27 protein-coding genes and 1 riboswitch are annotated in these 26,060 nt (G+C 59.8%); of the genes, 10 read left to right on the forward strand and 17 right to left on the reverse strand.

Annotated elements, in window-relative coordinates; all coding sequences use genetic code 11:
• Nucleotides 1-109 precede the first annotated feature (109 nt).
• The 5 genes from ACL2XG_RS08960 to moaA all read right to left on the reverse strand — a co-directional run bounded on the left by ACL2XG_RS08960 (nt 110) and on the right by moaA (nt 3,142).
• Nucleotides 110-820: a Bax inhibitor-1 family protein gene (locus ACL2XG_RS08960; protein WP_413722337.1), complete on the reverse strand. Its 711-nt coding sequence runs from the start codon at nt 818-820 to the stop codon at nt 110-112.
• Nucleotides 821-945: 125 nt separating this feature from the next.
• On the reverse strand, nt 946-1,407 hold the full coding sequence (gene moaE, locus ACL2XG_RS08965) for a molybdopterin synthase catalytic subunit MoaE (protein WP_410016597.1): 462 nt from the start codon (nt 1,405-1,407) through the stop codon (nt 946-948).
• A 15-nt stretch (nt 1,408-1,422) separates the two neighbouring features.
• Nucleotides 1,423-1,668 (reverse strand): molybdopterin synthase sulfur carrier subunit, encoded by a 246-nt coding sequence (gene moaD / locus ACL2XG_RS08970; RefSeq protein WP_410015999.1) that lies wholly within the window; start codon nt 1,666-1,668, stop codon nt 1,423-1,425.
• Complete coding sequence (moaC, locus tag ACL2XG_RS08975) at nt 1,665-2,147, reverse strand: cyclic pyranopterin monophosphate synthase MoaC (protein WP_410016000.1); 483 nt, start codon at nt 2,145-2,147, stop codon at nt 1,665-1,667. Before moaC ends, moaD begins: the two co-directional genes overlap by 4 nt.
• 8 nt (nt 2,148-2,155) lie before the next feature.
• On the reverse strand, nt 2,156-3,142 hold the full coding sequence (moaA, locus tag ACL2XG_RS08980; protein ID WP_413722336.1) for a GTP 3',8-cyclase MoaA: 987 nt from the start codon (nt 3,140-3,142) through the stop codon (nt 2,156-2,158).
• Nucleotides 3,134-3,274, reverse strand: a riboswitch (molybdenum cofactor riboswitch). (Overlaps the previous gene by 9 nt.)
• A gap of 332 nt (nt 3,275-3,606) precedes the next feature.
• Here moaA and yvcK point away from each other — a divergent pair.
• Nucleotides 3,607-4,518, forward strand: a complete 912-nt coding sequence (gene yvcK, locus ACL2XG_RS08985; protein ID WP_413722335.1) for a uridine diphosphate-N-acetylglucosamine-binding protein YvcK — start codon at nt 3,607-3,609, stop codon at nt 4,516-4,518.
• 14 nt (nt 4,519-4,532) lie between these two features.
• Here the strand turns inward: yvcK and uvrB are convergent, their stop codons facing one another.
• Nucleotides 4,533-6,542: an excinuclease ABC subunit UvrB gene (gene uvrB, locus ACL2XG_RS08990; RefSeq protein ID WP_410016003.1), complete on the reverse strand. Its 2,010-nt coding sequence runs from the start codon at nt 6,540-6,542 to the stop codon at nt 4,533-4,535.
• Between the two features lie 894 nt (nt 6,543-7,436).
• On the opposite strand from uvrB, the gene ACL2XG_RS08995 reads away from it, so the two are divergent.
• A complete protein-coding gene (locus tag ACL2XG_RS08995; RefSeq protein ID WP_410016004.1) occupies nt 7,437-8,147 on the forward strand; it encodes an ATP-binding cassette domain-containing protein in 711 nt (236 codons plus the stop codon).
• A 159-nt stretch (nt 8,148-8,306) separates the two neighbouring features.
• Here ACL2XG_RS08995 and bioD read toward each other — a convergent pair whose 3' ends face one another.
• From bioD to bioB, 4 genes are read right to left on the reverse strand one after another with little or no spacing between them, the layout of a single operon-like run.
• Nucleotides 8,307-8,999: a dethiobiotin synthase gene (bioD, locus tag ACL2XG_RS09000; protein WP_413722334.1), complete on the reverse strand. Its 693-nt coding sequence runs from the start codon at nt 8,997-8,999 to the stop codon at nt 8,307-8,309.
• Nucleotides 9,000-9,004: 5 nt separating this feature from the next.
• Nucleotides 9,005-9,763 carry a malonyl-ACP O-methyltransferase BioC gene (gene bioC / locus ACL2XG_RS09005; RefSeq protein WP_410016006.1) on the reverse strand — a complete coding sequence of 253 codons (759 nt, stop codon included), beginning with the start codon at nt 9,761-9,763 and terminating at the stop codon, nt 9,005-9,007.
• On the reverse strand, nt 9,744-10,901 hold the full coding sequence (gene bioF, locus ACL2XG_RS09010) for an 8-amino-7-oxononanoate synthase (protein ID WP_413722333.1): 1,158 nt from the start codon (nt 10,899-10,901) through the stop codon (nt 9,744-9,746). Before bioF ends, bioC begins: the two co-directional genes overlap by 20 nt.
• Nucleotides 10,901-11,938 carry a biotin synthase BioB gene (gene bioB / locus ACL2XG_RS09015; RefSeq protein WP_413722332.1) on the reverse strand — a complete coding sequence of 346 codons (1,038 nt, stop codon included), beginning with the start codon at nt 11,936-11,938 and terminating at the stop codon, nt 10,901-10,903. The genes bioF and bioB overlap by 1 nt, the downstream gene beginning before the upstream one ends.
• Before the next feature lie 103 nt (nt 11,939-12,041).
• Between bioB and bioA the strand changes: the two genes are divergently transcribed.
• From bioA to ACL2XG_RS09035, 4 genes are all read left to right on the forward strand, one after another.
• The gene (gene bioA / locus ACL2XG_RS09020) at nt 12,042-13,328 is read left to right on the forward strand and encodes an adenosylmethionine--8-amino-7-oxononanoate transaminase (RefSeq protein ID WP_413722331.1); all 1,287 of its coding nucleotides are present in this window, start codon (nt 12,042-12,044) and stop codon (nt 13,326-13,328) included.
• A 102-nt stretch (nt 13,329-13,430) separates the two neighbouring features.
• Entirely contained in the window at nt 13,431-14,474 is a 1,044-nt protein-coding gene (locus ACL2XG_RS09025) for an NADP-dependent oxidoreductase (RefSeq protein WP_410016010.1), read from the forward strand.
• A 55-nt stretch (nt 14,475-14,529) separates the two neighbouring features.
• On the forward strand, nt 14,530-15,210 hold the full coding sequence (locus ACL2XG_RS09030; RefSeq protein WP_410016011.1) for a type 1 glutamine amidotransferase domain-containing protein: 681 nt from the start codon (nt 14,530-14,532) through the stop codon (nt 15,208-15,210).
• A gap of 12 nt (nt 15,211-15,222) precedes the next feature.
• Nucleotides 15,223-15,705: a kinase inhibitor gene (locus ACL2XG_RS09035; protein WP_410016012.1), complete on the forward strand. Its 483-nt coding sequence runs from the start codon at nt 15,223-15,225 to the stop codon at nt 15,703-15,705.
• Between the two features lie 397 nt (nt 15,706-16,102).
• Here the strand turns inward: ACL2XG_RS09035 and pgl are convergent, their stop codons facing one another.
• Nucleotides 16,103-17,098, reverse strand: a complete 996-nt coding sequence (gene pgl / locus ACL2XG_RS09040) for a 6-phosphogluconolactonase (protein WP_410016013.1) — start codon at nt 17,096-17,098, stop codon at nt 16,103-16,105.
• 177 nt (nt 17,099-17,275) lie between these two features.
• Between pgl and ACL2XG_RS09045 the strand changes: the two genes are divergently transcribed.
• A complete protein-coding gene (locus tag ACL2XG_RS09045) occupies nt 17,276-18,097 on the forward strand; it encodes a pyridoxal phosphatase (RefSeq protein ID WP_413722330.1) in 822 nt (273 codons plus the stop codon).
• A 96-nt stretch (nt 18,098-18,193) separates the two neighbouring features.
• On the opposite strand, the gene modC is transcribed toward ACL2XG_RS09045, so the two are convergent.
• The 5 genes from modC to ACL2XG_RS09070 all read right to left on the reverse strand — a co-directional run bounded on the left by modC (nt 18,194) and on the right by ACL2XG_RS09070 (nt 22,516).
• Nucleotides 18,194-19,252 (reverse strand): molybdenum ABC transporter ATP-binding protein ModC, encoded by a 1,059-nt coding sequence (gene modC, locus ACL2XG_RS09050; protein WP_410016015.1) that lies wholly within the window; start codon nt 19,250-19,252, stop codon nt 18,194-18,196.
• On the reverse strand, nt 19,252-19,941 hold the full coding sequence (gene modB / locus ACL2XG_RS09055) for a molybdate ABC transporter permease subunit (RefSeq protein WP_413722329.1): 690 nt from the start codon (nt 19,939-19,941) through the stop codon (nt 19,252-19,254). Before modB ends, modC begins: the two co-directional genes overlap by 1 nt.
• On the reverse strand, nt 19,941-20,735 hold the full coding sequence (gene modA / locus ACL2XG_RS09060) for a molybdate ABC transporter substrate-binding protein (protein WP_410016017.1): 795 nt from the start codon (nt 20,733-20,735) through the stop codon (nt 19,941-19,943). The genes modB and modA overlap by 1 nt, the downstream gene beginning before the upstream one ends.
• A 148-nt stretch (nt 20,736-20,883) precedes the next feature.
• Nucleotides 20,884-21,993: a D-alanine--D-alanine ligase gene (gene ddlA / locus ACL2XG_RS09065; protein ID WP_413722328.1), complete on the reverse strand. Its 1,110-nt coding sequence runs from the start codon at nt 21,991-21,993 to the stop codon at nt 20,884-20,886.
• Nucleotides 21,994-22,234: 241 nt separating this feature from the next.
• Nucleotides 22,235-22,516 (reverse strand): hypothetical protein, encoded by a 282-nt coding sequence (locus ACL2XG_RS09070; protein ID WP_413722327.1) that lies wholly within the window; start codon nt 22,514-22,516, stop codon nt 22,235-22,237.
• Between the two features lie 361 nt (nt 22,517-22,877).
• Between ACL2XG_RS09070 and ACL2XG_RS09075 the strand changes: the two genes are divergently transcribed.
• Nucleotides 22,878-23,228, forward strand: coding sequence for a hypothetical protein (locus ACL2XG_RS09075; protein ID WP_413722326.1), 351 nt, complete (start codon nt 22,878-22,880; stop codon nt 23,226-23,228).
• A gap of 31 nt (nt 23,229-23,259) precedes the next feature.
• Here ACL2XG_RS09075 and ACL2XG_RS09080 read toward each other — a convergent pair whose 3' ends face one another.
• Nucleotides 23,260-23,439: an AcrZ family multidrug efflux pump-associated protein gene (locus tag ACL2XG_RS09080; RefSeq protein ID WP_410016021.1), complete on the reverse strand. Its 180-nt coding sequence runs from the start codon at nt 23,437-23,439 to the stop codon at nt 23,260-23,262.
• A 221-nt stretch (nt 23,440-23,660) separates the two neighbouring features.
• Between ACL2XG_RS09080 and modE the strand changes: the two genes are divergently transcribed.
• The gene (modE, locus tag ACL2XG_RS09085; protein WP_413722325.1) at nt 23,661-24,452 is read left to right on the forward strand and encodes a molybdenum-dependent transcriptional regulator; all 792 of its coding nucleotides are present in this window, start codon (nt 23,661-23,663) and stop codon (nt 24,450-24,452) included.
• A 76-nt stretch (nt 24,453-24,528) separates the two neighbouring features.
• Nucleotides 24,529-26,001, forward strand: coding sequence for a molybdate ABC transporter ATP-binding protein ModF (modF, locus tag ACL2XG_RS09090; protein ID WP_410016023.1), 1,473 nt, complete (start codon nt 24,529-24,531; stop codon nt 25,999-26,001).
• Nucleotides 26,002-26,060 lie beyond the last annotated feature (59 nt).

Consider the following 26,060-nt stretch of genomic DNA (forward strand, 5'->3'; position numbering starts at 1 on the left):
GGAAAACCACGCCCGATTCAACCCCATTGGCATGTTCTCCCTTTAACACGCCTTATGCAGCATCGGTGATCCGGGCCTGGCGCGCCATGGGGCGCCCGGTCGGCCAGTCTTACCGGCGGTTGCCAAAAATACGCAGCAGCATCAGGAACAGGTTGATGAAATCCAGATACAGGGTCAGCGCGCCGACAATGGAATATTTACGGTACTGATCCTTGTCGTCGATGGAAAGCTGTGCGCCCATGTTTTTCAGCTTCTGGGTGTCGTAGGCGGTCAAACCGACAAACACCAGCACGCCGATATAGGTCACCGCCCACATCAGCGCGGTGCTTTTCAGCCAGATATTGACCACCGACGCCAGCACGATGCCGATCAGCGCCATAAACAGCATGCTGCCGAAACCGCTTAAATCACGTTTTGTAGTGTAACCATAGATAGACATCACGCCGAACATGCCCCCCGCCACCACAAAGGTGCCGGCGATGGATGAGGCGGTATAAACGATAAAGATACTCGCCAGCGTCAGCCCGGTTAGGGCGGAGTAGAGCATAAACAGCCCGGTGGCCACCGTGCCGCTGAGGCGGTTGACCATGCCGGAGATCACGAACACCAGCGCCAGCTGGGCGATAATCAGGCCAAAGAAGGTGATCTGGCTGGAAAACACCAGGTTCAGCACCGCCGGCGTGCGGGCGGCGTACCAGGAAACAAAGGCGGTTAATAATAATCCGCACGTCATCCAGCCATAAACCTGGGCCATAAAAGGCTGGATGCCGGCATCAGCGCGTTCAACTATCGAACCCTGGGAACGGGGAAATCGGTCCATGACTGTCACCTTTAACGTAAACGGAAAACACAGGCCGCGAAGGCGACCCACCTGAAAACAGCATACCACAAAAACCGGGGGCCGAATCAAAGGCCCGGCGCAAAATCACCGGTGCGAGGTTCTCTTCAGGAGGCCTGCCACCGGTCAGCGGCCTGGCGATCGCTGTCGCGCGCATCCACCCAGCGGCTGCCCTGGTCGGTGGTTTCACGTTTCCAGAACGGCGCGCGGGTTTTCAGGTAATCCATGATAAATTCGGCGGCGGCGAACGCCGCCCCGCGATGGGCGCCGCTGACGCCGACCAGCACGATCTGCTCGCCGGTGGCCAGCGCGCCGACCCGGTGGATGACCGTGACGCGCCGCAGCGCAAAGCGTTGCCGGGCCTCCGCCACGATTTCCGCCAAGGCCTTTTCAGTCATACCGGGGTAGTGTTCGAGGGTCAGGGTGCTGACCTCGTCGCCCAGGTTGCGGTTGCGTACCTTGCCGGTAAAGGTCACCACCGCGCCGTCGTCAGCGCAGTCCGCCAGCCAGGCGTACTCCCGCGCCATATCAAAGGACTGCGGGCCGACGCTGATACGTGTGTCTGTCATCTCATCCATAGCGGCTCAGCCCCCGGTCACTGGCGGGAAGAACGCCACTTCATCGCCACTGGCCAGCGGATGCTCACGCGGGACCAGCGCCTGGTTTACCGCCGTCAGCAATTGGTCGGCGTCCAGGGCCTGCGCCCAACGGTCGCCGCGCGCCATAAGCGACAGGCGCAGCGCCTCAACGCTTCCGTAGTCATCATCAAGCCGCAGGCTGTCGACCCCCACCCGCTCCCGCACCTGGGCGAAAAACAGCACGGTTATCATAATGCCTCCGCCGTGAAAACGCCGGATTTGCCGCCGCTTTTCGCCAGCAGCCTGACCGGCCCGATAACCATATCCTTCTGCGCCGCTTTGCACATATCGTAAATAGTCAGCGCCGCCACCGAGGCGGCGGTCAATGCTTCCATCTCCACGCCGGTCTTGCCGGTCAGGCGACAGAGGGTTTCGATGCGCACCCGGTGGCGGGCGGTTTCCGCCGTCAGGTGGACCTCGACCTTGCTGAGCGCCAGCGGATGGCAAAGCGGAATCAGTTCCCAGGTGCGTTTGGCGGCCTGGATGCCGGCGATACGCGCGGTGGCGAAGACATCGCCTTTATGATGCTGGCCATCGACGATCATGGCCAGCGTCTCCGCGGACATGGTGACAAACGCCTCGGCGCGGGCTTCGCGCAGCGTCTCGGCCTTGGCGGAGACATCCACCATGTGGGCTTCGCCGCTGGCGTTAATATGGGTAAATGATGACATACTCTTCCTTAACCGCCGATAAATGACAAATTGCGGGTACCGCCGGTATTGCCCTCATGCAGGAAATGGGTCTGCTTCTTCAGCCGCAGGCCGCCCGAAATACGATCTTTGAGCCTGTCTAGCCCCCGATCGTCCCCCAGCAGGTCGCGCAGCGGAATGCCGTCCTCGCCGAACAGGCAAAGATGGAGATCGCCGACGGCGGATACCCGCAGGCGGTTGCAGCTGGCGCAGAAATCCTTGGCATAAGGCATGATAAGGCCGATCTCACCCTGGTAATCCGGATGGCGGAACACCAGCGCCGGGCCGTCGCTGCGTCCGCGCGGCTGAAGTTCCCAGCCCATCGGCTCCAGCCGCCGGCGAATTGTGTCGCCGGATACATGGCGGGTGCGGAACAACTCGCCGCCGTCGCCGGTTTCCATCAGTTCAATAAACCGTAATTGGATGGGCCGGGTTTTTATCCAGGCGAGAAAACTGTCAAGATGGATATCGTTGACGTTGCGCATCAGCACGGTATTGACCTTGACCTTACTGAAGCCGGCGGCAAAGGCGGCATCGATGCCGGCCATCACCTGGCGGAACTTGTCTTGACCGGTGATAAGCCTGAACTGGCGCGGGTCCAGGCTGTCGACGCTAACGTTCAGCGCCGTCAGTCCGGCGTCGCGCCAGCCGGCGATATCGCGCTCGAGCCGGTAGCCGTTGGTGGTAACCGCCAGGGTATGGATTTGCGGATGGGATCGCACGGCGGCGATAATATCGCGGAAATCTCGCCGCAGCGACGGCTCGCCGCCGGTCAGGCGCACTTTTTCCGTGCCCAGTTCGGCGAAGGCCTGGGTGACGCGCCGGATTTCATCCAGCGACAGGAAACTTTTATTGGTATTGCCGTTGGGACGGTAGCCGTCGGGCAAACAATAGGTACAACGAAAGTTGCAGACGTCCGTGACGGACAGGCGCAAATAGTAAAACTTGCGCGCAAACGCATCGATAAGTTCTGGCACCGTTAAACACCTTTCCAAATACGGGAGATGCGGACATTTCTATCCTGCACCCTGGTGGCTGTCGCCACGGCCTGAACGCCATATCGCTCGCAGGAGCCACTTAGGCGTAAAGGCTAGGAGTTGGCCTTCCCGACGCCGTCATCAGCGCGGTAAAACCTGGTTGAAAATTATTCTAGCCCTAATTGTTACTGGACGCTATGGCCGCAAGGAGAAATTTCGCTATATAAACAAATATATAGCGTTGAAATCATGCGACTTTCTCTCCGTCGTTACCCTGGCAATATCATGATAGTGCGAGCCGCAACCCGTATCTGGCGCCGGCATTTCGCTTTTGCCGCGCCATCGGCTATGTTTAGCATAACAAGAACCCCGCTCGGCGCCGGCGCGCTTACCACCGGCCATGGCGTGCGGCGTACCTGGCCTGCGGGCGCCGGGGGTTTTATCACGTGGTTGCAAGGAGAGGTATGCGTAATCGCACCCTGGCGGATCTCGATCGGGTGGTGGCACTGGGCGGCGGACATGGCCTCGGCAGGGTGATGTCCGCCCTTTCCCCGCTGGGGTCGCGCCTGACCGGCATTGTCACCACCACCGACAATGGCGGTTCCACCGGGCGGATACGCCAGTCAGAGGGCGGCATCGCCTGGGGCGACACCCGCAATTGCCTCAATCAATTGATTTCAGAACCCAGCATCGCGGCGGCTATGTTTGAATACCGTTTTAACGGCCAGGGTGAACTGGCCGGCCATAACCTGGGCAACCTGATGCTTAAAGCGCTGGATAACCTGAGCGTGCGCCCGCTGGAAGCCATCAACCTGATCCGCAATATGCTCAAGGTGGACGCCCTGCTAATCCCCATGTCGGAGCAGGCGGTGGACCTGCTGGCGATCACCGGCGCGGGGGAAACCATCCATGGCGAAATGGCGGTGGACAGGCTGGCCGAACTCCCCGCCAGCCTGCGGCTTACCCCGCAGGTCAGCGCTACCCGCGAGGCGTTGCAGGCTATTGCGGCGGCGGATCTTATCCTGATAGGTCCGGGCAGCTTTCTGACCAGCCTGATGCCGCTGCTGCTGCTGCCCGATTTAGCCCAGGCGCTGCGCCGGACCCAGGCGCCCATGGTCTTTATCGATAACCTGGGGCGGGAACTGAGCCTGGCCGCGGCGAACATGAGCCTGCAGAAGAAACTGGCCATGATGGAGCAGGCCATCGGCCGGCAACCAATAATCGCCGCCCTGGTCACTGGCCCGTCCGCCGATACCGGCGGCATCCGCGATCGTCTCCTGATCCGCCAGCCCCTGGCCGCCGCGGACGTGCCCCATCATCACGACCGTCTTCTGCTGCGCGCGGCGCTGGACCACGCCCTGCAGGCGCTGGGCTGAGCCGGCGCGGCCGATCAGGATATGGCGATAAAATGCTCGCGCAGCGCGTGGATTTCGTCGCGCACGCTGGCCGCTTCCTCGAACTCCAGATTTTGCGCGTGCGCCTGCATTTTTGCTTCCAGCTCGGTGATTTTTTTATCCAGCGCCTTGGGCGTCATGTCGCCGTAATGGGCCGCCGCTTCCATTGCCTTGCGTTTTTTCTGCTTGGCGTGGGCCGGCGACTGGCCCAACTCCATAATATCCGCCACCGATTTATTGAGCGCCTGGGGAATAATGCCGTGTTCCTGGTTATAGGCGTGCTGCTTGACGCGCCTGCGCTCGGTTTCATCAATGGCGCGGGCCATGGACGGGGTAATTTTATCGCCGTACAGGATCGCTTTGCCGTTAAGGTTGCGCGCGGCGCGGCCAATGGTCTGGATAAGCGAGCGCTCGGAGCGCAGGAATCCCTCTTTGTCGGCGTCCAGGATGGCCACCAGGGAGACTTCCGGCATATCGAGCCCTTCGCGCAGCAGGTTGATGCCCACCAGCACGTCAAATTCGCCCAGGCGTAAGTCGCGGATAATCTCGACGCGCTCCACGGTTTCGATATCCGAATGCAGATAACGCACGCGCTCGCCGTGCTCCTCAAGATATTCGGTTAAATCTTCCGCCATGCGTTTCGTCAGGGTGGTGACCAGTACCCTCTCGTTGATCAAGACCCGTTTACGGATCTCGGAGAGCAGATCGTCCACCTGGGTGGTGACAGGGCGCACTTCGATCAGCGGATCGAGCAGGCCGGTCGGCCGCACCAGCTGATCGACCACGTCGCCCCCGCACATTTCCAGTTCATATTTGCCCGGCGTCGCCGAGACATAAATGGTCTGGGGCGCCAGCGCGGCGAATTCCTCAAATTTCATCGGCCGGTTATCCAGGGCGGAGGGCAGCCGAAAGCCGTACTCCACCAGGGTTTCCTTACGGGCGCGGTCGCCGCGGTACATGCCGCCGATTTGCGGTATCGTGACATGGGATTCATCAACGATCAAAAGCCCGTCGGCGGGCAGGTAATCGAACAGCGTGGGCGGCGGCTCGCCCGGCCCGCGTCCGGAAAGAAAGCGTGAGTAGTTTTCAATCCCGGAGCAATAACCCAGCTCGTTCATCATTTCCAAATCAAACTGCGTGCGCTGCGACAGGCGCTGCTCTTCTAGCAGCTTATTATTTTCCAGCAGGTTCTTGCGGCGATCCGCCAGTTCGACCTTGATATCTTCCATCGCCTGCAGCAAGCGTTCGCGCGGCGTGACATAGTGGGTCTTCGGATAGATGGTGTAGCGCGGAACCACCTGATCCACCTGGCCGGTCAGCGGATCAAACAGCGACAGGCGCTCGACTTCGTCGTCAAACAGCTCCACCCGCAGCGCTACTTCATCGGATTCCGCCGGGAAGATATCGATGACTTCGCCGCGCACGCGGAACGTGCCGCGCTGAAACGCCTGATCGTTGCGGGTGTATTGCAGTTCCGACAAACGGCGCAGGATAGAGCGCTGATCGATAATCATGCCGCGCGTCAGATGCAGCATCATCTTCAGATAGGCGTCCGGATCGCCGAGGCCGTAGATGGCGGAAACCGACGCCACCACAATCACATCGCGCCGCTCCAGCAGGGCCTTGGTGGCGGATAAGCGCATCTGCTCGATATGCTCGTTCACCGAGGCGTCTTTCTCGATAAAGGTATCCGAACTGGGCACGTAGGCTTCCGGCTGGTAATAGTCGTAATAGGAAACAAAGTATTCCACCGCGTTATCCGGGAAAAACGCCTTCATTTCCCCATACAGCTGGGCGGCCAGCGTCTTGTTGGGCGCCAGCACCATGGTGGGCCGGTTCAGATCGGCAATCACATTGGCCACGGTAAAGGTTTTGCCTGAACCGGTTACCCCCAGCAGCGTTTGATGGGCCAGGCCGTCCAGCAAGCCTTCCTCCAGACGACGTATCGCCTCCGGCTGATCGCCGGACGGCTTGAAACTTGACTGCAGTTTAAACGCTTTACTCATATCTCGTGGGCTACCTGCTGAGGAACATGTTTGAGTATGGAAACAGAGCGGCGATTTTACCAGCGCGATAGCACTGGATACAAAACCAGTATTATAATACGCTATCCGCTCAAGGGTGCAAGAGTATTGACCCATCGGCCGGTACGGTTCGATCCGACAGGATCGTACCAGGGGTGATTTTATTACAAATCGTTATGAAATTAATAAAGAGGCACCTAATGATGCAATTTGACACATCGGTGATGCGCCTCCTATAAATTCGCTTGATTTTAATTAAGCGTTTGTATTTATAACATTTAAAAAAAACGTGGAGAATACAAGCAAATCTCCACGAGGCCGCGCCCGCTCTCGTCTAGCCGGGCTTTTCTAAACCTAATGCACACGGTTATCCACAGGAATAGTGGATAAGTCTTACCGCCCCGCTGGCGGCGTGAGTTCCGCAATGCCGACATTGATGACAGGCAAATGACAAATGAGGCTTTTTTTAGCTATTTTTCATCTGCAATAAGACTTTTCTTATGCCAAAAAGGACTAATGCCTGCCAGCAAATGCGTCAATGTCTTTAGCCAAAAATAGCCGCTAACGCACCGGTATAGTGCTTGTTTAGCCGCGGATTATTGAATTGCACCATGGAAAACTTTCCCGGCACCGTGAGCGGGCAAAAGGCCGTGGTTGCAACGGGCCCTACCCGGATTCGCTGTGCCGGCGTACCCTCGCCCCGCCCCGATGCTCCCCCCTCCCCCTCTCGTGCGCGGCTGCGCCAAGATTGGCCTGATAGTTGCTTGCTAAATTTGGCAAGAGCTAAAGCCTGGCGGATAGCCGTGAGTCGCAAGCGACAGGATACCGTCCATCATGAATGTGAAATAACAGTGAAAAGAGGGAGGAAGGATTCTTATGTTACGTTTGCACGCGGTGAATCAGTTTTTTGGGTCAAAGCAGATCTTGCGGGACATCAGCATGGAACTGCCCGCCGGCCACTGTACCTATGTCTTGGGACGCAACGGCGTCGGCAAGACCACTTTAATCAACTGTATCATGGGTCATCTGCCGGTCTCAAGCGGCACCGTAACCTGGCAACAGGCCGGAGAGGCGGAACTGAACTTACTTCAGCATCCGGTGGAGCGGCGCGCGGCGCTGGGGATCGGTTATGTGCCCCAGGGCCGTCAGGTCTTTTCGCAGCTGAGCGTGGATGAGAACCTGCGCGTCGCCCTCTTGGCGGGCCGCAATAAAACCCGCCAGGTTCCCCCGATGGTGTACGAATTGTTTCCGGGACTGCACAATATGCGCCATCAGCGCGCCGGGGATTTAACGGAAAGCGGGCAACAGCAGCTGGCCATTGCCCGCGCGCTGGTGCTGGAGCCGGAACTGCTGATCCTGGATGAGCCTACCGGGGGTTTCCAGCCGTCGGTCGTGGAGGAGATAGGCGTTAATATCCGGCGGCTGCAGCGCGATTTCGGCCTGACGCTGCTGGTGGTGGAACAGCAGTTGCCCTTTACGCCGGCCATCGGCGATCGGTTTTGTTTACTGGAAGGCGGATGTAACGTCGCGCAGGGTACGCTGGATCAGCTGGATGAAAGCCTTATCCAGACCTATCTTGCCGTATAAAAGATCAATGACGAATATAAGACGCCGGTTTATGCCTCATTTCACAGCAAGCTATCATGCGGTTTTTTCCCACGGCCGGGACATTCAGCGCCATTAACGTCCCGGCGGTGCTTGTCATCTCCTGCCTTCCCCATTTCCGTCCGTACCGCTAACGTCCCCCTACGCGCCGTGCCGCGCCAGCAATGGCCCAAGATCGATATAGTCCGCAAGCGCAGCCGTGCCCGGATCCGCCAGCCAGGGTATTTCACCCAACAGCGGCGCATCGAGCCGCTGGCGCAGCGTCGCCAGGTAGTCGGCCCGCCGGTGCGGCGCTGGCGAGAGATCGTTGGCGATCCACCCCGCCAGGGGCAGTCCGCACTGGCGTATCGCCAGCGCCGTCAACAGCGCATGGTTAATGCATCCGAGCTTCAGCCCGACCACCAGGATCACCGGCAGACGCTCGGCCGCCACCCATTGGTCAAAGGTCAGGGTGTCGCCAAGCGGGGTGTACCATCCCCCCGCGCCCTCGACAAACACCCACTGCGCCTGGCGCGCCAGTCGGTCCAATCCCTGCGACATGACGGCCGGATCAAGGGTGCGGCCCTCATCCCTACAGGCAAGGTGGGGCGAGGTCGCCGCCAGCAGGGCCAGCGGATTGACCTGCGCATAGGGCAGGCTGATGCCGCTGTCGGCCAGCAACGCCAGCGCGTCGTCGTTGCGCGCGCCGTCGGCGGTCTGCCGGCAGCCGGCGGCTACCGGCTTATAGCCCGCGGCGCGCCATCCGGCCCGTTTCGCCGCCTGTAGCAAGGCGCAGGTAGCCAGGGTTTTACCGATATCGGTATCGGTGCCGGTAATAAAAAAACGTTTCGTCATGATAATCAGTCCCGATAGATCAGGCCGTAGATCAATTGATAACTCAGCGGCAAACCCGCCGATTGCCGTTGCCATGCCGCGTCCAGACGTACAAGACGCTGCCGCCCGGTCAGCCCGGGGGTGCGTCCGTCACGCAGGTAACCTGCGCCCACGCCTTTCAGGCCGTGCAGCAGCGCCGACAGATGCGGATAATGCAGGGTATGGCGCGCCGCGCTCAGCCGGTGGCGGTACGGCGAAAACGCCCGCTCGATCGCCCCGGCCGTCAGGAAGCGGTTGATATGGACCGCCTGGTCCACCTGCGACCAGGCCTGCTGCAATTCCCCAAGCGATCCCTCGGCCAGCGTGGAAAGGGCAATCAGGCCGCCAGGGCGGGTGACCCGATAAAACTCCGCCAGTACCCGGGGCAGGTCGTCACACCACTGTACCGCCAGGTTGGAAAAGCAGATGTCCACACAGGCGTCGGCCAGCGGCAAACGTTCGATATCGCCGGCCAGGTAGGCCGCGGCCGATAGGTTACGCCGCGCCTCGGCGAGCATGGCGGGCGAAAGATCCAGCGCCACCACCCGGCTGCCGGCCTCCTGCCAGCGGCGGCTGAACCAGCCGGTGCCGCAGCCGGCATCCAGCAGGCGGCGCCCCGGCTGTTCGCCCAGCAGCGCCATCAAACGTTCGCCGCTGTCCCGCTGCAGGGCGGCATGACGTTCGTACCCCACCGCTGCGCGGCTAAAGGCGCGGGCGATGCCCGCTTTATGCGCATCGGTGTGCATGATCCAGGGCCTCCAGTAATTTATCGATATCCGCATCCTGATGCGCGGCGGTGAGGGTGATGCGCAGCCGGGCGCCGCCCGGCGGCACCGTTGGCGGTCGGATGGCGGTAAGCCAGCAGCCTTGTTCGCGCAGGCTGGCGCTGAGGCGCAGCGCCAGCTGATTATCCCCCACCAGCAGCGGCTGGATAGCGGTGTCCGATCGGCCGAGCGGGTAACCCAGCCCGGCGGCGCCCTGGCGGAACCGGTCGATATTGCGTTGCAGGCGGGCGCGAAGCGCATCACCGGCGATGATGGCGTCCAGGGACGCGTCGATAGCGCACACCTGGGCCGGGGGCAAGGCGGTGCTGTAGATAAGATGGCGGGCAAACTGCAGCAGATATTCCGCCACCGGCTGCGCGCATAATATCGCCGCGCCGCCCACGCCGGCGGCTTTACCGAAGGTCACCACCAGCAGTTCCGGATGGCACCCCTGCGCCCAGGCGCTGCCCCTGCCCTGCTCGCCGAGGACGCCGAAGCCATGGGCATCGTCAACCAGCAGCCAGCCGCCGGCGTCGCCCATAACCTGGTGCAAGGCGGCCAGCGGCGCGCCGTCGCCGTCCATGCTGAATACGCCCTCGGTGACGGCCAGCCGCACGCCCGGGCACGAGGTTTGCGCCAGCCGCGCCAGGGAACCGGCGTCATTATGCTGGAAACGGCGCAGCTGTGCCGGCGCATGCGACGCGGCTTCCAGCAGGGAGGCATGGCTGAGTTTATCCGCCAGGATCTGATCGTCCTTGCCCGCCAGCGCGCAGATCGCCCCCTGGTTGGCGGCATAGCCGGAGGTAAACAACAGCGCGCGCTCGTAGCCCAGCCAGGCGGCCAGCCGTTGCTCCAGCGCCTCGTGGCACGCGCTGTGGCCGGTGACATGGCCGGAGCCGCCGCTGCCTACGCCGTGGCGCGCCGCGCCGTGGCGCCAGGCGGCGACCAGGCGCGCATCGCGGGCCAGGCCCAGGTAGTCGTTGCTGGAAAAATTCAGATAGCGGCGCCCCTGGTATTCCAGCAGCCGGTGATTGCCGTCGGCGACGGCCCGGCGCTTGCGGTAGGCATCGGCCTGTTGCCGCTCGCGCAGGCCCCGATCGATTTTGTCAGCCCAGTCCATCAGCGCGCCGCGTTGTAAAATTGCGGCGTATCGGCCGCCAGCAGCTGTGCTGCCAGCTGCTGCTGGCGCCGGTTATCTCCCGCGTCGGTGTGGTGGTGCTGCGGATTAAGGCCGAGTTTGCGAAACAGCGCCAGATCCTGATCTTCCCCGGGATTGGGCGTGGTCAGCAGCTTGCAGCCGTAAAAAATGGAATTGGCGCCCGCCATAAAGCACATCGCCTGGGTCTGCTCGCTCATCTGCTCGCGCCCGGCGGACAGGCGTACATGGGAGCGGGGCATCATGATCCGCGCCACCGCGATGGTACGGATAAAATCGAACGCGTCGACTTCATCATTTTCCGCCAGCGGCGTTCCCTTGACCTTAACCAGCATATTGATCGGCACGCTTTCCGGCGGCTCCGGCAGGTTGGCCAGCTGCACCAGCAGGCCGGCGCGATCGGCGATGGTTTCACCCAGGCCGACGATGCCGCCCGAGCAGACCTTGATGCCCGCGCCGCGCACTTTATCCAGGGTATCCAAGCGATCCTGGTAGGTACGGGTGGTGATGATCGAACCGTAGAATTCCGGCGACGTATCCAGGTTATGATTGTAGAAATCCAGGCCGGCGGCCGCCAGCCGTTGCGCCTGCGTTTCGCTGAGCATGCCCAGGGTCATGCAGGTTTCCATGCCCATGGCCTTGACGCCCTGCACCATTTGCTCCAGATACGGCATATCGCGATCGCGGGGGTTTTTCCAGGCCGCGCCCATGCAAAACCGGGTGGAGCCGGCGGCCTTGGCCTTTTGCGCCGACGTCAGCACCTGTTCCACCTGCATCAGTTGCTCCGCCGCCAGGCCGGTATTATACCGGGCGCTTTGCGGGCAGTATTTGCAATCCTCCGGACAGGCGCCGGTTTTAATCGACAGCAGCGTGCTGACCTGGATTTGATGGGGATCGAAGTGCTGGCGGTGAACGGTCTGCGCTTCAAACATAAGATCCATAAAGGGTTTGGCAAACAAAGCCTGGGCCTGCTGCAATGTCCAGCGCGGGTTATGTTGCATGGGGTTATCGTCTCGCGTTACCGGCTTAAAATAGTTTCGCTAGTGTAAGTCAAGCCGTTATACTGTCAACCAAATATTCTCTATTCCGGTTTACAACTCATTGATGATTGCCGACGATCTGATTTTCGACCAACGCCATATCTGGCATCCCTATACCTCCATGACCCACCCGCTTCCGGTGTATCCGGTCGTCGCCGCCGCGGGCTGCGAGCTGGAGCTTGCCGACGGCCGCCGGCTGGTGGACGGCATGTCCTCCTGGTGGGCGGCGATCCATGGCTATAACCATCCGACCATCAACCAGGCGGTAGCCGCACAGCTGCAGGAGATGTCCCACGTGATGTTCGGCGGCGTTACCCACCCGCAGGCCGTGGCGCTTTGCCGTCGCCTGGTCGCCATGACGCCCGCGCCGCTGGAATGTGTATTCCTGGCGGATTCCGGCTCGGTGGCGGTGGAGGTGGCGATTAAGATGGCGCTGCAATACTGGCAGGCGCGGGGCGAGCGCCGCAAACACCTGGTGACCCTGCGCCGGGGCTATCATGGCGATACCTTCGGCGCCATGTCGGTGTGCGATCCGCAGACGTCCATGCACCGGCTATACCAGGGTTACCTGCCGCAACATGCTTTTGTCGCGGCGCCGCAGTGCCGTTTTGGCGAAGCGTGGCGGGAAGAGGATGCCGATGAGCTTGCCGCCCTGCTGGCCGGCGGGGAACGGCCGGCGGCGGTGATCCTGGAACCCATAGTGCAGGGCGCCGGGGGCATGCGATTTTATCATCCCACCTACCTGCGGCGGGTGCGTGAACTGTGTGATCGCTACGATACGCTGCTGATCGCCGATGAGATTGCCACCGGTTTCGGCCGCACCGGCAAGCTGTTCGCCTGTGAGCATGCCGGCGTCGCGCCGGATATCATGTGCCTGGGCAAAGCGTTGACCGGCGGTTACCTGACCCTGTCCGCCACCCTGGCCACCCGCGCGGTAGCCGATACCATCAGCAACGGCGAGGCGGGCTGTTTTATGCATGGCCCGACTTTTATGGCCAATCCGCTGGCCTGCGCCGCCGCCAACGCCAGCCTGGCGCTGCTGGAACAAGGCGATTGGCCGGCGCAGGTGGCGGCGATTGAACGGCAACTGCAGGCGGGGCTGCTGCCGTTGCGTGACCATCCGCAGGTGATCGATGCGCGGGTGCTGGGCGCCATCGGCGTGGTTGAAACGTGTTCGCCGGTTAATATGGCGGCGCTGCAGCGCTTTTTTGTCGACCGCGGCGTGTGGATCCGCCCGTTTGGCCGCTTAATTTATCTGATGCCGCCCTATATTATGCCAGAACGACAGCTGTCCCAGCTGATAAGCGCGCTTGCCGCGTCGCTGGACGAACCGGCCCATTTTTCCGCCTGAGTGCCCCTGATGATAAGGGCGGCCGGCTGAGCAGGCTAAGGGACCATGCACTATGATCAACACTTGGCCTGATGTCTTTAAACAAGAAAACAGGGAAATCAGATGAACCAGAATAAACACATCAACCGGCGCATTGTCCTGGCCTCCCGTCCGGCGGGCGCGCCGGTGCCGGATAATTTCCGCCTGGAAACCGCCGCGGTACCGCAGCCGGGCGCGGGTCAGGTGCTGCTGCGCACCGTTTATTTGTCGCTCGATCCCTATATGCGCGGGCGGATGAACGACGCCGAATCCTACTCGGCGCCGGTGGCGCTGGACGCGGTGATGGGCGCCGGTACGGTGGCGCGCGTCGAGGCCAGCAACCATCCTGATTTTGTGCCCGGTGAGTGGGTGCTGAGCTACAGCGGCTGGCAGGATTATGCCCTGACCGACGGCAGCGACGTAAAAAAGCTTCAGGGCGATCTTCTGGAGCATCCCTCATGGGCGCTGGGCGTGCTGGGTATGCCCGGTTTTACCGCCTATATGGGCCTGATGGATATCGGCCAGCCTAAAGCCGGCGAAACACTGGTGGTGGCCGCCGCCAGCGGCGCGGTAGGCTCGGTGGTCGGCCAGGTGGCGCGGCTGAAGGGCTGCCGCACGGTGGGTATCGCCGGCGGCAAGGATAAATGCCGCTACGCGGTGGAGACGCTGGGATTTGACGTCTGCCTCGATCGCCGCGACGCGGATTTCGCCGGCCAGCTGGCGCGGGCCTGCCCGGACGGCATCGATATTTATTTCGAGAACGTCGGCGGCGCGGTGTTCGATGCGGTGCTGCCACTGCTCAATACCTCCGCCCGTATCCCATTGTGCGGGCTGATTGCCAACTACAATATGCAAAACTTGCCCGACGGCAAGGATCGCCTGCCCTATTTACAGGCGCTGCTGTTGCGCAAACGCATACGGATGCAGGGGTATATCATTACCCTGGACTACGGCCACCGTTACGACGAATTTATCCAGGCGATGGGGCCTTGGGTGAGCGAAGGCAAGGTGCGGATGCGCGAGGACATCGTCGATGGGCTGGAGCAAGCGCCGCAGGCCTTTATCGGCTTGTTGGAGGGCAAGAACTTCGGCAAGCTGGTGGTGCGGGTGGGTAGCGATCGGCCATAGCGTTTTTACTTGAACGCCCCTTCTTATTACGATGACCCAACGACGGAGATAATCGATGAAAGTTGCAATAGTCCTGACTTCGCACGATAAATTGGGCGATACCGGCAAGCCCACCGGTTTCTGGCTCGAAGAGCTGGTGGCGCCGTATTATATTTTCCACGACGCAGGTATCGAGATTACCCTGGCCTCGCCCAAGGGCGGACAGCCGCCGCTTGATCCCAAAAGTGACGACGCCGACGCCCAGACCCAGGATACCGAGCGTTTCCGTACCGATCGCGCGGCCCAGCAGGCCTTGGCGAATACGGTGAAACTCGATACGTTGGACGCGGCGGATTTTGACGCGGTATTTTATCCCGGCGGCCATGGCCCGCTGTGGGATCTGGCGGAAGATCGGCATTCGATTGCCCTGATTGAAAATACCTTTGCCGCCGGTAAACCGGTAGGCGCTGTCTGCCATGCGCCCGGCGTCTTGCGCCATGTTAAAAAGCCGGACGGCACCCCGCTGGTGGCGGGGAAACGGGTAACCGGTTTTAGCAATAGCGAGGAAGAAGCGGTGCAGTTAACCAAGGTGGTGCCGTTCCTGGTGGAGGATGAGCTTAAACGGCTGGGCGGCGATTACCAGAAGGTCGACGATTGGCAGTCATTGTCGGTTATAGACGGCCATCTGGTCACCGGCCAGAATCCCGGCTCGTCGGCGGCCACTGCGCAAAATGTATTAAAATTGCTCAATTGCTGATAAGGAGCGGATATGGCTTTTACGTTACGCAGTAACGATCTGCGGGATGGCGAAAAGATGCCTGAGCGCCATGTGTTTAACGGCATGGGCTATAGCGGCGAGAATATCTCGCCTCATCTGGCCTGGGACGGCGCGCCCGAGGGAACCAAGAGTTTTGTGATTACCGTTTACGATCCCGATGCGCCTACCGGCTCCGGCTGGTGGCATTGGCTGGTGGCCAATCTGCCGGCCGATACCCGGGCGCTGCCGCAGGGGGCCGGGTCCGGGCTGGTGAACCTGCCGGCCGGGGCGGTACAGTGTCGTACCGATTTCGGTAAAGCGGGTTATGGCGGCGCGGCGCCGCCGCAGGGCGATACCCATCGTTATCAGTTTAGCGTACACGCGCTGGACGTTGAGAGCATTGAGGTGGATGAGCACGCCAGCGGCGCAGTGGTGGGGTTTAACGTGCATTTCCATTCATTGGGCAAGGCGTCGCTGACCGTCACATATAATTAGCGGGCGCGTGCTCCCTTAACAGGCCTGCTTTGGGTTCAGGGCTGGCGGGCCTACCGCGCGGTCGGGCGAAAAACCACGCCCGATTCAACCCCATTGGCACGCTCTCCCTTGAACACGTCGGCCTTAGGTAGCGGTGTTAACGGGCCTACCGCGCCATGGGGCCTCGGTCGGGCGGGAAAACCACGCCCGATTCAACCCCATTGGCGCGCTCTCCCTTGAACACGTCGGCCTTAGGTAGCGGTGTTAACGGGCCTACCGCGCCATGGGGCCTCGGTCGGGCGAAAAACCACGCCCGATTCCACCCCATTGGCGCGCTCTCCCTTGAACACGTCGGCCTTAGGTGCGGTGTTAACGGGCCTGCCGCGCCATGGGGCACGCTGTCTTCAACACGCTGGGATTAGCGTTCGAGGATCGACACCCACATCGGTCCCTGCCCCACCGGGTAGCGCGCCAGCGGCGTTAACCCGCCGGTATCGCCTTCGATGCGATAGACTCCGATATGCCCCGATTTCTGCCCAGCGGCGACCAGGAAGCGGCCTGCGGCATCGATATTAAAGCCGCGCGGCTGGGTTTCGGTGGGCTGGTAGCCCAGCACATCCAGGGTGCTGCCGTCTTCCGATACCGCAAAACGGGTGATGACGCTGGCGGTGCGATCGCAGCCGAACAGGTAACGTCCGTCCGGGGTGATATGGATATCCGCCGCCCAGCGGGTATCGGCGAATCCCGGCGGCATCAGATCCAGCGTCTGGATAATACGCGGCGTGTTTCCCGCATCATCCAGGGCATAGACGTTGACCGAGCTGTTCAGCTCATTGAGGCAGTAGGCATAGGGGCGGTGGGGATGGAACACCATGTGGCGCGGTCCGGCGCCGCTGACCGTGTTCACCGCCTCGGGCCGGCGCGGCTGCAGCTGGCCCGAGGCCGCGATATCAAACAGGCGGATGCGATCTTCCTTCAGGCAAGGCACCCATAAAATCCGGTTGGTCGGATCGACATTGGCGGAATGGCAATTAACCAGGTCGTCCAATACCTGCAGCGGCGCGCCGGCGATGCCGTTTTCATCGATGGGGCTGACGCTGACGCAGCTTTTGCTGTAGGAGGCGCAGAACAGAAAACGCCCCTGGCGATCGGTGCTCAGATGGGTGGGGCTGCCGGGCAGCGGCGCCATAGCGGCCTCGGTCAACAGGCCTTGTTCATCGATGTGGTAACTGACGACACCAAAATCAGGACGCACGCCGAGGTAGAGATGGGTTTTAGCCGGGTTTATCGCCATCGGCTGTCCCTGCCCCGGGGTGTCAACCACCTGCAGCAGGCTCAACTGGCCCTCCTGATCCATTTGCCAGACATGCAGCTGCTGACTTTCGGGACTGGCAACATAGACGATCTGCTTCATGGGTTCTCCTTTATTTGCATTAGCGCCTTGAGCATTGATAATAGGTGAATAATGGGCTCTCCGGTTAGCATCTCACTGTTGTTGTTTGTTATCCACCGACATTTTTCACGGTTTTCGTCACCTGGCTTACGGTGTACCATCTGGCATGACTTTACTTATCCGCATAATGAGAAAACTATGACCTATCGCGTAATAGCCCTGGATCTTGACGGTACCTTGTTGGATCGACAAAAAAGAATTCTGCCGCAATCGCTTAAGGCCCTGAATGATGCCCGTGCGGCGGGGATGGAGGTGGTGGTGGTGACCGGCCGCCATCACGTGGCAATCCATCCTTTCTACCAGGCGCTGAAGATTAGCACTCCCGCCATATGCTGTAACGGCACCTATCTCTATGATTACCAGCAAAAAAAAGTCATCACCGCCAACCCCCTTGAGAAAGCTCAGGCCCGGCGGGTGCTGGAACTGCTGAAGCAATATGATATCCATGGCTTGATTTACGTGGATGACGCGATGATCTACGAACAACCCAGCGATCACGTGATCCGTTCGCAGGCCTGGGCCGCTACCCTGCCGGAGGCGCAACGGCCGAACCTGCTGCAGGTGGACAGCCTGTTCGCGGCGGCTGAAGAGGCAAACGCCATCTGGAAATTCGCCACCTCCTATCCGGATACGGTAAAGCTTCGCGCCTTCGCCGGGGTGGTGGAGCAGGAAATGGGGCTGGCCTGCGAATGGTCCTGGCACGATCAGGTGGATATCGCCCAAACGGGCAATAGCAAAGGCAAGCTGTTGCAGCAGTGGGTGGAATCCCAAGGATGGAGCATGGATCAGGTCATTGCGTTTGGCGACAATTATAACGATCTGAGCATGCTGGAAGCCGCGGGCCTGGGCGTGGCGATGGGCAACAGCGATGACGCCATCAAGGCGCGGGCCGATGTCACTATCGGCGATAATGAATCCACGGCCATCGCCGATTTCATCTACCAGCGGGTACTGGGTTAACGCAGCGGACGGTTAAACCGGACAGCGTAATCACGCGACGCCGGGTCATTCCCGTCCGGGGGCCATGGGCCGGGCAGGAAACGGGCGCGGCCGTATTTACGCGTTGATCGATACGCTTTTGATCTGCGCATAAAGCGCCATGCCCGGGGCCAGCGCCAGTTCGTCCCTGGCCCAGGGACTGATCCGCGCCCAAAGCGTATGGCCGTCGATTTCCAGGCGTACCTCAATTTGGTCTCCCACCGTCAGGCATTCGCGCACGGTGGCGGGCAGGATGTTGCGGATACTGCTGCGCGCGGGCGGCGCCATCACCAGGGAAATATCGGTGGCGGCGACACGAATGCGCAGCGCGCTGCCTGGCGGCAACGCCACCCTGCCCACCCACAGCCGCTCCCGGCCGAGCGACAGGGCGGTCATGGCGTAGTCCGGATGCTGCTCATCCACCCTGACCTCCAGCACGCTGCTTTGCTCTTCGCGCGGCAGCCAGGGCCGCAGCGCGCTGCTGGCCCATACCGTCTCCAGGCTGCCGAAGGCTTTCAACTGGCCGTTATCCAGGATCAGCACGCGTTCCGCCAATTGCAAAATTTCCTCCATGCTGTGGGTCACATACAGGATCGGGATTTTCACCTTGACGGCCAAACGCTCCAGGTAAGGCAACAGCTCGCGCTTACGCGGCAAATCCAGCGACGCCAGCGGCTCATCCATCAACAGTATTTCCGGCGCGCTCAGCAGCGCGCGGCCGATGGCGACCCGTTGTTTTTCGCCGCCGGAAAGCGTGAGGGGAAAACGTCCCAGCAGATGACCGATGCCCAGCAATGAAATAATGGCGTCGAACTCCGGGCGCATCGAAGCCGCCATGCCGTAAAACAAATTGCCGCGCACCCGATAGTGGGGAAATAGCCGGCCGTCCTGGAAAACATAGCCGATCCGCCGCTTCTCCGGCGGCAGGGCAATGCGCCGTTCGGAGGAAAACAGGGTGCGTCCGTTAAGGATGATATGCCCGCGCTGCGGGCGCGTCAGGCCCGCCACGGCATTGATCAGCGAGGTCTTGCCGGCGCCGGAAACGCCAAACACAGCGGTAATGCCGCTGGCGGGTACGTCGGCCTTGACCGCGAGGGTAGCCTCGCCGAGCCGTTGGCTAATATCGATCTCGAGCATCAGCCCCCCAGCCGCCTGCGGCCCCATTTGGCCAGCCAATCGGCGACAAGCAGCGACGCCAGCGAGAGAATAATGGCCAATACGCACAGACGTCCCGCCGCCGCTTCCGCGCCGGGCGTTTCAATGAGCGTATACATGGCCAGTGGAATGGTGCGGGTTTCCCCGGGGATATTGGAAACAAAGGTGATGGTGGCGCCAAACTCGCCGAGCGATCGGGCAAAAGCCAGTACCGTCCCTACAACGATACCGGGAAAGGATAGCGGCAGCGTAATAGTGAAAAACACCCGCCAAGGGCCGGCGCCCAAGGTACGGGCCGCCTGCTCCAGCCGCAGATCGATGGCCTCGAGCGACATGCGGATGGCACGCACCATCAAAGGGAACGCCACCACCGCCGAGGCCAGGGCCGCGCCGCGCCAGCTGAAACTAAAACTGAAACCCGTAAGCTGATACAGCCATGCGCCGATAAAACCCCGGCGCCCGAGCGCGATAAGCAGCAGATAACCGATCACCACCGGCGGCAGCACCAACGGCAAATGGATAATACCGTCCAGCAACGCCTTGCCGGGAAAGCGCCAGCGCACCAGTATCCACGCCATCAGAATGCCAAAAGGCAAGCTGCAGGCAACCGCCAGGAGCGATACTTGCAGACTTAAGGCAACCGCCTGCCACTCGTACTCGGTCAGCGGCATTATCTCGGGGTAAAGCCGTTCTGTTTAAACACCGCCGATGCCGCCGGGGTTTTCAGGTAGTCATAAAAGGCCTTGGCCGCCGGCGTGGCGTTATCCTTGATCAGCGCCATGGGATATTCCACCGGTTTATGGCTGTCTTTCGGGAACGTGGCCACGACTTTAACCCCTTTACTGGAAAGCGCATCCGAGCCATAGACGATACCCAACGGCGCTTCCCCACGTTCAACCAGCGCTAATGCGCCGCGTACGTCGCTGGCGCGGGCCATCACCGGCGACAGCTGATCCCAGGCGCCCAGGTTCTGCAAGGCTTCCTTGGCATAAATGCCCGCCGGCACATGATCCGGATCGCCAACCGCCAGTTTCTGTCCCTTCAGCAACGATGTCCAGTCGGTCTTTTTATCGATGGTGAACGGCTTGAGGGCGCTTGATGTCGGCGCCACCAGCACCAGTTCGTTACCCAGCAGGGTATAGCGGGTATCGGTGACAATCTGTTGTTTATTCTGCGCGTAGTCCATCCACTGCTGGTCGGCGGAGATAAACATGTTGGCCGGCGCGCCCTGCTCTATCTGGCGCGCCAGCGTAGAGGAAGAGGCAAAAGACGAAACGATCTCGACTTTATGATCCCGTTGATAATTTTTGGCGATATCCTGCAAGGCATTGGTCAGCGACGCGGCGGCAAATACCGTGACTTTATCCGCCGCCGGCGCGGCCAGCGCCTGAAAGCCCAGCAACTGCACACTCAGCGCCGCGGTAAATGCCGCACCGGCAATCCATTTAGAACGTAAAGTAGTCATAGCTCACCTTGAATGATCGTTATGCAAAAAATAATATAACGCACGATCACTTTTGTCATTAGTTATTGTAGGGATTAATGAAAGGTTACGGCAGGCGAAAAAAAACGCGCCGCGGTGCCCTGGCCCGGAACACCGCGGGAAGAAGTGACTATCGGTCGGTTTTGATAGCGGCCGCGTCCCGGGCGCGATCCAGCGCCAGGGTAATCAATTTATCCACCAGTTGCGGATAACCCAGCCCGCTGGCTTCCCATAATTTTGGATACATGCTGATGGAGGTAAAACCGGGGATGGTATTCACTTCATTGATGATGATCTCCTGCTCCCGCGTCAGGAAAAAATCCACCCGCGCCATGACCGCGCAGCCCAGCACCCGGAAGGCGGCCTGGGCGATCAGGCGTATTTCATCGCTAACGGCGCTATCCAGCTGCGCCGGGATCTCCAGTTCCGCCTGTCCGCCCTTGAGGTATTTAGTGTCGTAGGCATAAAATTCGTCATTGGCGACAATCTCGCCGCAGACGCTGACGGCGGGGGTGTCGTTGCCCAATACCGCCGTCTCGATTTCACGCCCATCGATAGCCGTTTCAACCAGGACCTTGTGATCAAAGGCAAAGGCCATAATCAGCGCTTGCCGGAATCCGGCGGCATCCACGACCTTGCTGACGCCAACCGAGGATCCCTGGCTGGCCGGCTTGATAAACAGCGGCAGCCCCAGCTGTCCCACAATAGCATCAAAGTCCGCCGTGGCGGAATCGGTGCGGTGGAGCGTGACCGACGGGGTCACCGGCAGGCCCGCGTCGCGCAGCACGCGTTTGGTCATGTCTTTATCCATGCAGACCGCGGAACCCAGAACATCCGGCCCGACAAAGGGCACGCCCAGAACCCGTAGCAATCCCTGGATGGATCCATCCTCGCCGGCGCCGCCGTGCAGCACGGAAAAAGCCACATCAATGGCGGGCAGCGCTTCGCCGCTGGTGATATCAATCAGCTGCGCGGCGTTTTGCCCCGGCACCACCGCCAGATAACGGGCCGAGGGAGCCAGTTTTATCCGCGCCGGGTCGTCGGGATAAAGCAGGTAATCGGCTTCATTGCACAGGGTCCACCGGCCACGCTTATCGACACCGATTAATGTCAGATCAAATTTGTGCCTGTCGACCGCATTAATCACGTTAATGGACGACCGTAACGAGACTTCGTGTTCGGTGGATTGCCCGCCGAATAGCACCGCCAGCCGTTGTTTGCCCTTTTCCGCTTGTTCCATCACATCCTCTTTGATCGTTAAAACATCACTTCAACGCCAACAGAGTATTAGCCGAAAGTGTGCAAGTAAAGCCTAGGATGGACTTGAAGGGTAAACAGGTGCCGCGATACCATTTTCGACGCGAATTAGGCGCGAACCCCGCATTGTCAATGGCTGATGGCCGGTCTGTTCAATATGAATCTCACCGTGTTATTTCTCGCCGGAAACAACTTATTTCGCCGCGTTTATGGCGGTTGTAACCTTATACCGCGTCGACATCCTGACCGGCGGGTATAGCGGCGGCATCGCATAAGGACAACAGGGCAATGCAGTCATCTTCCAGGGCGGTAAAGAAGGTGGTTAACGACATAGTGCGCAGCTTGGCCTGCAATAGCGATGTTTTGAGCATCGCGCGATCATTGCGCCGCGCGGCAAGCCTGGCATCGGCATAGCTGGCGAGAAGGCGCGTCAGGCGTTCATTAAAGATCTCATCGGCATGTTGATCGTCCCGGGCATTAAGCAGCTCAGTCTGATCGATTCCCATATGTCCGGAAATTGAAAAAATCGCGTTCTTTATTTCCTCGAAAGAGTGCTGGCTAACCATTATTATGTTTCCCAGATATATTGCTAATCAAAGAATTTCACACCATACAATTAACGAAACTGGTCAACGAATGATTAATAATCTTTTATTTCTGTTTCGTTAACGTCGCTATTGCATACGCTAAAATCATGCTTCGTTCAAAAATGATACTATCACTGATTCTTAAATGAATGTTTAACGAAAAAGAAAATCTACCGAACGCCTAGACTAAAGCATAGAAAAAATGGCGCATGGTCCCGACGAACACTGAATGAAATGGGCATTAGTATTGAAGTACTGGCAACGCATTTAGGAATAGAAAATGATGAATACCGCTTTAAGATCATCCTTACTCATGGTAATAATGTTAACTGCGCCTGCGTGTTATGCTGTAAAAAACAATATCATATTCAGTAATATTTGTGAGCCATTAACTACATTAAATATAAACGGTGAAGTCATCCATCACTTACTTATTGATACAGGCGCCACCGGCGGCATACACCTAAAAGAAAATATCCTTAACTCTCTTCCAGGCAATCCCGCACAATACATAAAGAACAACAGATACGTAGATGTTTTCGGTTTACCGATAATAACTTTATTGATAAACCGGCATGAAAAAGCCCCGAAACGGGGCTTTATTGGCAAAACAGGCTCACCGCGCGAATGATTACCACCAAAGCGGCACAGGCCCGTCACCATTAATGCGCATCGGCACCGCGCTTATCATCGGCATGGGGATCACGCTTCTGTTTAGGCTGGCCGATTTTCGAGATAATGTTAAACAGCTCGCCCAGGCCATAGATTGATCCAAGAATGATCACCATCACGATGGGCACCATCAGCACTACCATTAGCAAACTTTCCAGTAATTCTAACATCTTCACCTCGTATCATGCCGCTGCCGCCGGCGATGTTGCTATGATTATCCCCCTTTATACCAGTTTATGGCGCGGCAACTTAGGCTTTTTATGTTATACCCCGCAGAAAGCGCACGCGCGGCGACAGGTCATTTGCCCGCCGGCGTAAGATCGGCGACAATTCGTAGCCATCAACGCGCGTCACCCAGCGCAACGTTTAATCTCATACAAGGCGCACAGGCATGCAGGCCGAAATTCTTTTAACCCTGAAACTCCAGCAACGCCTTTTTGCCGATCCGCGGCGCATCGCCCTGCTCAAGCAGATCAAACACACCGGCTCCATCAGCCAGGGCGCAAAACTGGCGGGCATCAGCTATAAAAGTGCCTGGGACGCCATCAGCGCCATGAACGAACTGGCGGAGCAGACCCTGGTGGAACGCGCCACCGGCGGCAAAGGCGGCGGCGGCGCCACTCTGACGCGGTATGCGGAGCGGCTGCTGCAGCTTTACGACCTGTTGGGGCAAATCCAGCAAAAGGCCTTTGACGTGCTGCAGGACGACCCGTTACCGCTTGATAGCCTGTTGGCGGCCATTTCGCGCTTTTCGCTGCAGACCAGCGCCCGCAACCAATTTTTCGGCACCGTGCTCACGCGCAGCCATCAGCAGGTGCAGCAACACGTCGATATCCTGCTGGCGGATGGGCGCACACGGCTGGCGGTGGCCCTGACGCAGCAAAGCGCCGACCGGTTGCAGCTGGTGCCGGGGAAGGAAGTGCTGCTGCTTATCAAAGCGCCCTGGGTGTCGGTGCGCGCGGGCCATGTCGCCGTCCCCGGCGCCGATAATGTCCTGCACGGCACCCTGGCCCATCTGGAAGAAGGCGAGGAGAACGACGAGGCGCTGCTGAAGCTTGCCGGCGGGGAAATCGTCTGCGCCACCTTGCCAAAAAATGCGGCGGCCGAACAACATTTGTCGGCGGGACTGCCAATCACAGCATATTTTAACGCCGACCAGGTCATCATCGCCACGCTGTGCTGAAAGCGCGCCCGCGCATTGACTTTAGGCGGTAAAAAAAAGATGCTGACGACATAAGTTGCATAAAAAGGAACAATCAATGTCGTCATTGCATATTTCGCAAGGGTCGTTTCGTCTTAGCGATACACGCCGGTTAACTATCGGAGAATTGACGCTGCGCAGCGCAGAGCGCTGGGCCTTTGTCGGCGCCAACGGCAGCGGCAAGTCCGCCCTGGCCCGCGCCCTGGCCGGTGATTTGGCGGTGTTGTCCGGCCTGAGGCAAAGCGATTATCAACGCATCTCCCGGCTTTCACTGGAGCAGTTGCAAAAACTGGTCGAGCAGGAATGGCAACGCAACAATACCGATCTGCTGAGCGATGGCGAGGAGGACACCGGGCGTACCACCGCAGAAATCATTCAGCAGGATATCAGTGACGCGGCGTTATGCCATGAACTGGCCGGGCGGTTTGGCATAACGCATTTGCTATCGCGCCGCTTTAAATACCTGTCGACGGGTGAAACGCGTAAAACCCTGCTGTGCCAGGCGCTGATGGCCCGGCCGGACCTGTTGATCCTGGATGAGCCCTTCGACGGATTGGATGTCGCCTCCCGGGCGCAGCTCGGCGATATGCTGCGCGTCCTGGCGGACAGGTCCATGACCCTGGTGCTGGTGCTTAACCGGTTTGACGATATCCCCGACTATATCGATAACGTCGGCATCCTGGTGGATTGCGCCTTAACCTGTACCGGCGATCGCGCCACGCTTTTGGCCGAGGCGCTGGTGGCGCAGCTGGCGCACGCGGAATCCCTTTCCGGCATGCGCCTGCCGGAAACCGAAGCGCCCAGGCTAAACGTCGCCCTGCCCGCCGACCGGCCGCTGATCACCCTGCGCAACGGCGTGGTCTCCTACCAGGATCGGCCGATCCTGCATCATCTTGACTGGGAGGTATTGCCCGGCCAGCACTGGCAAATTGTCGGGCCGAACGGCGCCGGCAAATCAACCCTGCTCAGCCTGGTAACCGGCGATCATCCCCAGGGTTACAGCAATGACCTGACGCTGTTCGGCCGCCGCCGCGGCAGCGGCGAAACGATTTGGGATATTAAACGGCATATCGGCTATGTCAGCAGCAGCCTGCATCTGGATTACCGGGTCAGCGCCAGCGCGCGCAGCGTGATTTTATCCGGCTTTTTTGATTCCATCGGCGTCTACCAGGCGGTGTCCGACCGCCAGCAGCAGCTGACCGGCCAATGGCTGCGACTGCTGGGGCTGGAGGCGACGGCGGATGCGCCGTTTCACGGCTTATCCTGGGGACAGCAGCGCCTGACGCTTATCGCCCGCGCCCTGGTCAAGCACCCTGCCCTGCTGATTCTTGACGAGCCGCTGCAAGGGCTGGACCCCCTTAACCGGCAACTGGTGCGCCGTTGGATCGACGTGCTGATCGGCGAAGGCGAAACGCAGCTGCTGTTTGTTTCCCATCACGCGGAAGATGCCCCGCACTGTATTACGCACCGGCTGACGTTCGTCCCCCAGGATGATGCCTATCGCTATCAGATCGATGACCTGCGCCGTTAGCGCTCCGGCGCGACGTTAACCCCGCATCGCCGCCCTGCCTGGCGGCGATGCGGATGATA

It is taken from the genome of Sodalis sp. RH24 (assembly GCF_047324145.1).
Lineage (GTDB): Bacteria > Pseudomonadota > Gammaproteobacteria > Enterobacterales > Enterobacteriaceae > Acerihabitans.